Source organism: Desulfobacter sp. (genome assembly GCF_050177295.1).
On record NZ_JBFXHE010000145.1, the window covers coordinates 1,560 to 9,863 of the forward strand.

Here is an 8,304-nt window from a genome sequence, read left to right on the forward strand (position 1 = left end):
CCCCCATCCAGATCAGTCCGTTGATGGGGATGCCCTTGTCACCCCGGGTGAAGGCGGAAGGAAAGAGAATCTGCGTACCGGCCTGTTCCAGATCCCTAAGGGCGGTTTCCACGGCAAACCATACCGAAGCGGGTATACGCTGCCGGTTTGCCCGGGCACAAAACCCATCCGGGTCTGCGGCAAGGGCGGCAAGAGCCTGTTCCACCTCGGGGATGGTTTCAGCGCTCAACCCCGGCAAGGGCGCGCACTCCCCCACCCCGGTCCGGCCCTCTTTTTCCAGCACAAGATACCAGACCCGGCGGTGGTTCAGCACCCCCCGGGACGTCCCTGCCGGCTGTTTAAACTGTAATTTATGTTCAATTACACGTGCGTTCATCGCTTGAATCTATCTATAATCAAGGGAATTTCGGAAATTGACTGAAATCCGGTTTCCGCTTTTCCAAAAATGCGTTCTTGCCTTCCTGGGCCTCCTGGGTAAGGTAATACAAAAGCGTGGCATTACCGGCAAACTCCTGGAGTCCCACCTGGCCGTCAAGTTCGGCATTGAGCCCCAGCTTGATCATACGAAGGGCCAGGGGACTGTGTTCCTGCATTTTCATAGCCCAGGCCACGGTCTCATCCTCAAGCTGGTCCAGGGGCACCACCTTGTTGACCAGGCCCATTTCCAGGGCTTGGGCCGCCGTATACTGCCGGCACATGAACCAGATCTCCCGGGCCTTTTTCTGTCCAATGGTGCTGGCAAGATAGGATGAGCCAAGACCGGCATCAAAACTGCCCACCTTGGGGCCGGTCTGGCCAAAGATGGCGTTTTCGCTGGCTATGGTGATGTCGCACACCACATGCAGAACATGGCCGCCGCCGATGGCAAAGCCGTTCACCATGGCAATCACGGGCTTGGGCATGGACCGGATCTGTTTCTGGACTTCCAGGATATTCAGCCTTGGGGTGCCGTCCTTGTCAATGTAACCGCCCGCCCCTTTCACGGTCTGGTCGCCACCGGCGCAAAAGGCCGTGTTCCCTGCCCCGGTCAGGACAATCACATTGATACGCTTGTCCTCCCGGCAGAGGCGCAAGGATTCGCTGATCTCATGGACGGTGGTGGGACGAAAGGCGTTGCGGTAGCGTTCACGGTTGATGGTGATCTTGCCGATGCCCTCGTAATATTCAAAAAAAATATCTTCAAATTCTTTGATGGTTTCCCACTGGCGTTTTTCTGTCATGCGTCACTCTCCATTATTTAGTCAGTGCTTTTTTAATTTCTGTAAACAACCCCTTAAATACGTTTGTGTTGGTCCGGGCATCCGTAAACACCTCTAAAAGGGTGGGGACAATCCGGCCAGGATTATAGAGGTCGCCAAGGGCCTTGTCCAACCCGGAATCCGAGTCAGCCTGCAGGTAGTCAAGGCCGAATGCCGATGCAAGGCCTTCGGCCTTTGCCCGGTGGCCTGCAAAAAAATATTTTTGAAACACCGCTTGATTCTCTTCCCCGGTGCGGCCGGCAAGGTCTTCCACAAAACTGAAAATATTGCCGCCGCCGTTGTTGAGCACAATAATCCTTAGATTTTTCTCCAGGTATTTATTCCACAATCCATTGGAATCGTAAAAAAACGAGAGATCCCCCAGGATAAGCGTATTGATCTGCGCACTGCACGAGGCATACCCCACCGCCGTTGAAACAGAGCCGTCAATTCCGCTGGTTCCCCGGTTGCCAAACCAGGTAACGCCCTTGAATCGGGTACCGGGGGTTAACACGGCATATCTTGCGGCGGAGCTGTTGCCAAGGTGTATGACTGAACCTTGCGGCGCTGCATTCAATGCATAGGCACATGCCGTGAAATCACAAAAAGGGGCCTGGTCCAGATAATGCTCATAAATTGGCAGGGCCTCCTGTTCCCGGTCTTTCCAGGCCCCAGCATAATCTTCCGATGATTTTTGGATCTGCATTCCGGCCATTTGCTCAAAAAACCGTTCCGGGGCCATGGCACAAACCCGGGTCAATGCCTGATAGGTGTCCATATGCCCGCCGCCGGCATCCACATGAATGTGCTTGTCCGGTTTATACGTCCTCAAAAATTGCCGGATACGTTTGGAGACAAAGTGCCTGCCAAAGGTAATCAGCAGATCAGGTTGAAAAACGGCTGCATCACCCTGGGATATGGATCCAAGCACCAGTTCCGGACAGGCACAGCAGCAATCCGAAGCCATCTGCAGATTGGCCAGGTGCTCGGCGGCAACCACGGCACCGGTTTTTTTCACAAACAGGGCCAGTGCATTGTCAAGTTCTGCATTGCCCGGGGACTGGCCTGCCAGTACAAGAATTTTATCTGCCCGGCGGATCTCTTCGGCCACCCCGGCCAACGCCTTTTTGCCAAGCTGTGTCTGTGTATCCGCGGCATCTATCACCTTAACACCAGGCAGTTGCGCATCCACGGTCTTGTGCAAAGGCTCTTCAAGGGGAATGTTGATATGTACAGGTCCCGGCCCGTCAGACACGGCCGTATTCAGTATATCGTTGATCAGACGTGCACCAGCCCATAATTGGCTGTCCGATTCCTCCAGGGGCAGTGAACACGATTGCTTGATAAAATTGCGGTACAGCCCCTTTTGATGGATACACTGGTTTTCCAGCTGGTCAATCCAGTAGTCGGGCCGGTCCGCAGTCACCACGATCAAAGGAATCTTCTGGTAAAAGGCCTCGGCCACAGCCGAGGCAAAATTAACAGCAGCCGTGCCAGAACTGCACACCAAACCCACGGGTTTCTTCTTTGCCTGGGCCATCCCCAGGGCAAAATAACCGGCACTGCGCTCATCCACAATCACCCTGCAGTCAAACTTTCCGCAGCCGGCCAGGGTATGAATTAAGGGACCGTTCCTGGATCCTGGGCACAGCACAATATCTAAAATCTCTTTGCTTAAGAATAGAGAGGCAAGCTGCTGCACATGGCGCTTTGTTGAAATCATCACCCCTGTTCCTGCAACGTTTCTATGGCGTTTAAAAGCGTTCTGGACTTTTGCGTGGTCTCCTCCCACTCCTGTTCCGGGTTGGACCGGGCCGTGATTCCCCCGCCGGTGTAAAGGACATACTGGGCGTCTTCAATTTCCATGCTGCGCAGGTTCACATAAACGTCGGTGCCGCTTTGTTTAAGGCGCCAGGGACCCAGGAACCCGGTATAATACCGCCTGTCGTGGGGTTCAAAGGTGTGGATGAATTGATCTGCCTCGGCCTTGGGCAGACCGCACACCGCAGGCGTCGGGAAAAGCTGTCCAACAAATTCTCCAAGCCGGTCTTCAATGTGTGTCCCGGAAAAAAAGAACGAGGTTTTCAAGTGGGCCACGGTGGCTGTTTCAAGATCCTGGGGCCCCTTTGTCTGGTAGGATGAAAAACCAAACCGGTGGAGTACATCCACCGTATACCTGGAGACAAAAGCCTGTTCTTCAATTTCCTTTGTAAACCAGCAGTATTGGCCATCAGGACGCCGGGGCTGGGTGGCGGCCAGGGACACGGTCTGGGCATGCCGCCCATCCGAGCGAAACAACAGTTCAGGGGTGGCCCCCATCCAAAGCCCGGCCCTGGGCAGGTTCACCACAAAAACAAACACACCCGGGTTTATGTCATGGAGCCCAAGAAACAGCGATCCTAAGGATTCATTTGTCCTCTCTTTACAAATGCGCCTGGAAACAATCACCTTGGAAAATTTTGCGGCGTTGATCTGTTCAATGGCATGGTTGACGCACACCAGGTAATCATGAAACTCCGTTGAGAGGCAAGGGGCTTTTGTTTCCCGGTGAATGGGAGACGAAACCAAGGTTCCCGGATCAAACGCCTGGATCTGACTATACCCTTTCAGGTGTATGGCCGGCTGCAACACAATGGCAGGGACATTATCCGACATTTTAAACGGGGCAAACACAAACCCCCGGACCCGGCTCAATTGCTGTATACTTCCCGGGAATATAATATCATCCTCGGCCCCGGCAATCAGTTGCGGGCTGTCATTGGACGGTTGGAACCAGCAGGCAAATGCGGCATTTTTTTCTATCAGATCATCAATAAGACAATCAAACTGTGTAACGCTGTTCATCCTTTCCCTAATTTCTTGCTGGCAGACGCGGCAATTATATAAATCTTAAAATTTTTATTTGGGTACAGTATTTCAACCTGAGCGGTTTCTTTAACATCCCTGATCCATGAATAACAGTTTTTTTTTGGCAGCATTGTAAACATGCACGGCGGTGCCCTTTTTGCGGAAAGCACCTTGAATCAAGGAACCATGTTCACCGTATCCTTTTCCATTGCATCCAAATGATACGGAGCCGTGCCGTTTCAGCAGGTCCGTTTCTAATCGAACAGTTCCAGTGTTCCGCTATGAGTATAATCAAGATTGTAAATTCCGTTATTTTCCCAGCTGTACTTTCCGTTTTCTCCGGCGGCTACGTGATAGAGCTTGTAGTATCCGAACTGACGGTCGCCGTATGCATCAAGCGAAAGCACTCCACCGACACCACGAAACGATTTTCCGGAAATATAATTATTTATGGTATCCAAGTCTGCTGAAGCACCGTGAACAAGATAAGCGCAGCAAAGCAGCCACAAACCGTCAAATGAACTCAGAGAGCTCTCTTTAAACGGCTCATTAGACTGAAAAGTTGAATTGATCTCATGATAAAGAGGATCAAAGTATGGTCCGTAGGGGCTGTAATCAAAGGCGGTAAAGTTGACGGAAGAAGCTTTTTCAGCAGCATCCGGATCGTTGATCAGAAGATTGGAGAGTGCGGAGCTGTCGGTGCCGAACCACGCAACATCGTTTAATCTGCTTTGGGTTCCGACCTGTTTCAGAATATCAACGATCTCCTCATTGGCCACAACCAGCACTGCGGTGTGCTCGGTATCATAGGAAACAGCCGCCCCTGCCTCGGTGAGGATCGTACTGAAATCACTCTGGTCGACATCATAGGTCAAACGTGTTATCTTGCCGGTGTAATCAGCGGTAACTGTGTCTGCCAATTCGTTACCGTAAGTATCATTCCGGTTAATGATGATGAGATTTGAGATCCCCTTCTCGGTCAAAAGCAGACAGAGGGCATGGGCCTGATGGGTATCGTTCAACATGAGACGATAGATGCGATCTTCAAGGCTCAATGAGGGTGAGGACGAGAGTGGTGAAATAAAAATATCACCGTAACTATCCGATAATGGTTTCACCGCTTCCAGTTCCGAGCTGCCGATGGGTCCTATCATGGTTCTGATGCCCATATCTACAAGCTTTTGTGCTGCAACGGCAGCGGTTTCCGGATCACTTCCCGTATCTTCCACCACAAGCTCAATGCGGAGGTCGGAACCCATGTCCGAGGCATACTGGTTAAAGCTTGCAGCCGAGTGTTCCAGAATGATCTCTATCTCTCCTCCTTTCTCGGCAAGGCTGCCGGTAAGAGGAAGGAGGGCGCCCACCTGAACAATGCCGCTATCCACGGAAACACTCCATTCAATGGTCTGAATAATGGGATCTCCCACACCGAGATTTACATAATGGCCCAGGCAACGCCATGAATAGCTTCCTTTATCATCGTACATCATGTAGCGCATATAGCGCGAACTTTTAATATCTCCGTTTTCATCCAGCAAGCTGATGGCTCCAAAGGCGTTCCGATATCTTCCGGCCTCATCAACGAGGGTTTTCTTCAGGGTATCGGTATTGATTGCAGCGGCCTCTTTATATGTCTTTGCCAGAAGCCACAGGCAGTCCCATGTCGGAATTGCATAGGGAGATATCTCCGCAGCGCCGTCCAGAACGTTTGCTATGTACGGCAGAGCATCCAGTGCGACATCCCTGTAACCGATTGCAAGTCCTTCCATTTTGGTTTCTGCAGCAAAAGCCTCAACTAAACTATCCTCCATAAAGATAGTGCTGCCGATTATATCCACACTTACAAACCACTTCATTGTGGAAAGCTTGCTGGCTGATGAAATGTTTTTTATCAGATCGGAAGCGCTCTCGCCGTCGCAAACAAGAAGGATGGCGGTATCTTCGATGTTTTCCCCGGCAGCAAGTCCTTCCAGCTCATCAACAATGGCAGCATGATCTGCCGAGTCAATGGATAATGGTATTGCTCCTGCCGTCTCCATGCCCATTGACGGCAGAACGTCCTGGAGAGTCGCGTAATATCCACGACCGTATGTATCATCCAGATATACGGTAATCAGGCGATCATAGTCGTATTTATCCTTCATGATCGTGGTAAGCCCCTCAATTAGGCTTCTGTCGTTACCGACCAACCTGAAAAAATTATCATCCAGGGCCAGTTCCTCAGAAGTTGCAGATGGAGACAGCAACAGAACCGAATTTTCATTCGCATAGTCAAGAACACTCATACACTCTTCACTGCTCATGGGACCGATTACCGTATCTATTCCGGCATCATGCAGTGAGGAAAGCTCCTGCAGGGCTTTCTCACCATTGCTTTCGGTGTCGCGTATATCTAGTTCAAATTTCAGTTCCGATGGTTTCAAAAAATAATTTACCATGGAAAGGGTTACATCAAGGGCCTTTTTTGCACCCTGGCCAGGCTCGTTCCAGTTTCCTGTCAGGGGAAGAAGTGCTCCTATGGTTATGGTTTTCATGTTGTCGGTTTCAGATTGCGGATCGTCTGAATCAGCGAGGCAGCCGCTCAGGGTTAATATCAACGCAATAATCAAAGATAATAGTATGGTATTCTTTTTCATTCTCGCTCCCGGTATTGATCTGCTTGAATTCGATACAACTCACATGGGCCGCAAGCCCAAAACACACAATGAAACTAAAGACAACCAACCATGCAGGGTTAAAATGGGCTCCCCAGGCGCTTCGGCCTCTTGTTTTCTGTATCTTGTCTCCAGTTTCTTATAAAAAGAACTGCCATAGCAAAAAACAAAACCATTTGCCACACCAAAATTTGAAACGCTCCAAGTTTAATCCTATCCGCCATTTTTAAAAATTCCTGTTGAATACGCCCCGGAAAAGAATATGGGGCTATTTTTTTATCATATCCCCACTTAGAGCCTGTTTGGTAATTAGAATTTGCCTAAGCTGTCCAGGTAATCGAGAACACGGGTCAGCTGGCAGCTTAAATTTTTCGTGGCTTTTGCCAGATTTCTGCTAAACTGCGTTTCCGTTTTTTCGGAAGAATCCAGAAAATCAGAAACGGTTTTTAGTGCCATAAACGGTTTTTCCATGGTCCAGGCCACCCAGGCCACGGCAGCCGCTTCCATCTCCTTGATGGCTGCATGGTTTTTTTCAATCATTTCCAAATCCGTACGGGTCATGTTCAGGGAATTACCCGTTGATATCCCTTTTGTCTTTAACCCGAGCGCTTCCGCCATCTGCACCATGTCCGCACAGGGGTAGCTGCCGATGCCGTATGCGTCAAATCCGGCCAATGGGATACGCCGGTCATGAAATTTGAGGCTGTCCCGGCTGATCACGGCCTCCCCGATTTCAAGTCCGGCCCGTTTGAATCCGCCGGCGGTGCCCGCGTTGATCACCAGATCCGGGTTAAACCGCTGAATGGCGGCATAAGTAGCCACGGCAGCCGGCTGGGTTGCGACCTGGTCCACGCCGAACCGGGGATCAATACCGTTGGTGGTCAGCATCAGCCGGATTCCGCCCCGATGGCCGCAATATGCCTTCATGGGCAGGCGCCGGTCAAACACATCTTCCTCTGGTTTCAGACCCAGCAGTTCAATACACGGCGCTGCTTCGGCTGCCATGGCAATGATCACCAAAACGCTGTTGGGTTTATTTTTCAGCATCATCATATCCCCCTTAAATAACCGCGTTTCCGGCGCCCTCCATTTCCCACTGGACCCCGTAGGGATCACGCCAGTAAAAAAAGGCCATGGGAAAAGGGTCCAGCGTCAGTGGGGGGGGCGGTATCCACATCTGAATTCCCGAACACGGTGCTGATGCCCGCCACCTTGACTGAAACGGCATTGAAAAGGTGGATAACGCCAAAGGCATCGTCCACATTGCCCAGGGCTTCTGAAGGGGCATGGGCGCCGATGGACAAATTCGTATCAATCCAATTACCGGTCGTTTCAGGCAGATAACTTGCCGGCGCTCTTGGTCAATCCCGGTATAAACAATGCTGTTCTGACTGCTATGAATACGCTGTAATTTCGAATATCCCTCAAGCTGCATAGCATTCTTCTCCCCTGGAAAAGACTCAATAACAAGGAGATCAATCTGTTAAATTGCGAATCGGATAAATCTATTCGCCATCCGGGGAAAAGTCAAGAATTGAGCGCAGCAATTATTTAATCGCAAAGAA

The 8,304-nt window shown here is 50.8% G+C and carries 6 protein-coding genes and 1 pseudogene; all 7 read right to left on the reverse strand.

Annotated features, from left to right (window positions below):
* A pseudogene (locus AB7U36_RS11620) lies at nucleotides 1-376 on the reverse strand (o-succinylbenzoate synthase); the annotation flags it as partial.
* Between the two features lie 19 nt (nucleotides 377-395).
* Nucleotides 396-1,220: a 1,4-dihydroxy-2-naphthoyl-CoA synthase gene (gene menB, locus AB7U36_RS11625; RefSeq protein ID WP_428159938.1), complete on the reverse strand. Its 825-nt coding sequence runs from the start codon at nucleotides 1,218-1,220 to the stop codon at nucleotides 396-398.
* A 13-nt stretch (nucleotides 1,221-1,233) separates the two neighbouring features.
* Nucleotides 1,234-2,961: a 2-succinyl-5-enolpyruvyl-6-hydroxy-3-cyclohexene-1-carboxylic-acid synthase gene (gene menD / locus AB7U36_RS11630; RefSeq protein WP_428159939.1), complete on the reverse strand. Its 1,728-nt coding sequence runs from the start codon at nucleotides 2,959-2,961 to the stop codon at nucleotides 1,234-1,236.
* On the reverse strand, nucleotides 2,961-4,082 hold the full coding sequence (locus tag AB7U36_RS11635) for a chorismate-binding protein (RefSeq protein ID WP_428159940.1): 1,122 nt from the start codon (nucleotides 4,080-4,082) through the stop codon (nucleotides 2,961-2,963). The genes menD and AB7U36_RS11635 overlap by 1 nt, the downstream gene beginning before the upstream one ends.
* A 257-nt stretch (nucleotides 4,083-4,339) precedes the next feature.
* Nucleotides 4,340-6,721, reverse strand: coding sequence for an ABC transporter substrate-binding protein (locus AB7U36_RS11640; protein WP_428159941.1), 2,382 nt, complete (start codon nucleotides 6,719-6,721; stop codon nucleotides 4,340-4,342).
* A 327-nt stretch (nucleotides 6,722-7,048) separates the two neighbouring features.
* Nucleotides 7,049-7,792: a hypothetical protein gene (locus AB7U36_RS11645; RefSeq protein WP_428159942.1), complete on the reverse strand. Its 744-nt coding sequence runs from the start codon at nucleotides 7,790-7,792 to the stop codon at nucleotides 7,049-7,051.
* A 59-nt stretch (nucleotides 7,793-7,851) separates the two neighbouring features.
* The gene (locus AB7U36_RS11650) at nucleotides 7,852-8,043 is read right to left on the reverse strand and encodes a hypothetical protein (RefSeq protein ID WP_428159943.1); all 192 of its coding nucleotides are present in this window, start codon (nucleotides 8,041-8,043) and stop codon (nucleotides 7,852-7,854) included.
* Nucleotides 8,044-8,304 lie beyond the last annotated feature (261 nt).

Excerpts from the sequence above, each read along its gene's own strand:
- AB7U36_RS11635 (WP_428159940.1), bottom strand. The coding sequence starts at position 4,082 with ATGAACAGCGTTACACAGTTTGATTGTCTTATTGATGATCTGATAGAA.
- menB (WP_428159938.1), bottom strand. The coding sequence starts at position 1,220 with ATGACAGAAAAACGCCAGTGGGAAACCATCAAAGAATTTGAAGATATT.
- AB7U36_RS11645 (WP_428159942.1), bottom strand. The coding sequence starts at position 7,792 with ATGATGATGCTGAAAAATAAACCCAACAGCGTTTTGGTGATCATTGCC.
- AB7U36_RS11640 (WP_428159941.1), bottom strand. The coding sequence starts at position 6,721 with ATGAAAAAGAATACCATACTATTATCTTTGATTATTGCGTTGATATTA.
- menD (WP_428159939.1), bottom strand. The coding sequence starts at position 2,961 with ATGATTTCAACAAAGCGCCATGTGCAGCAGCTTGCCTCTCTATTCTTA.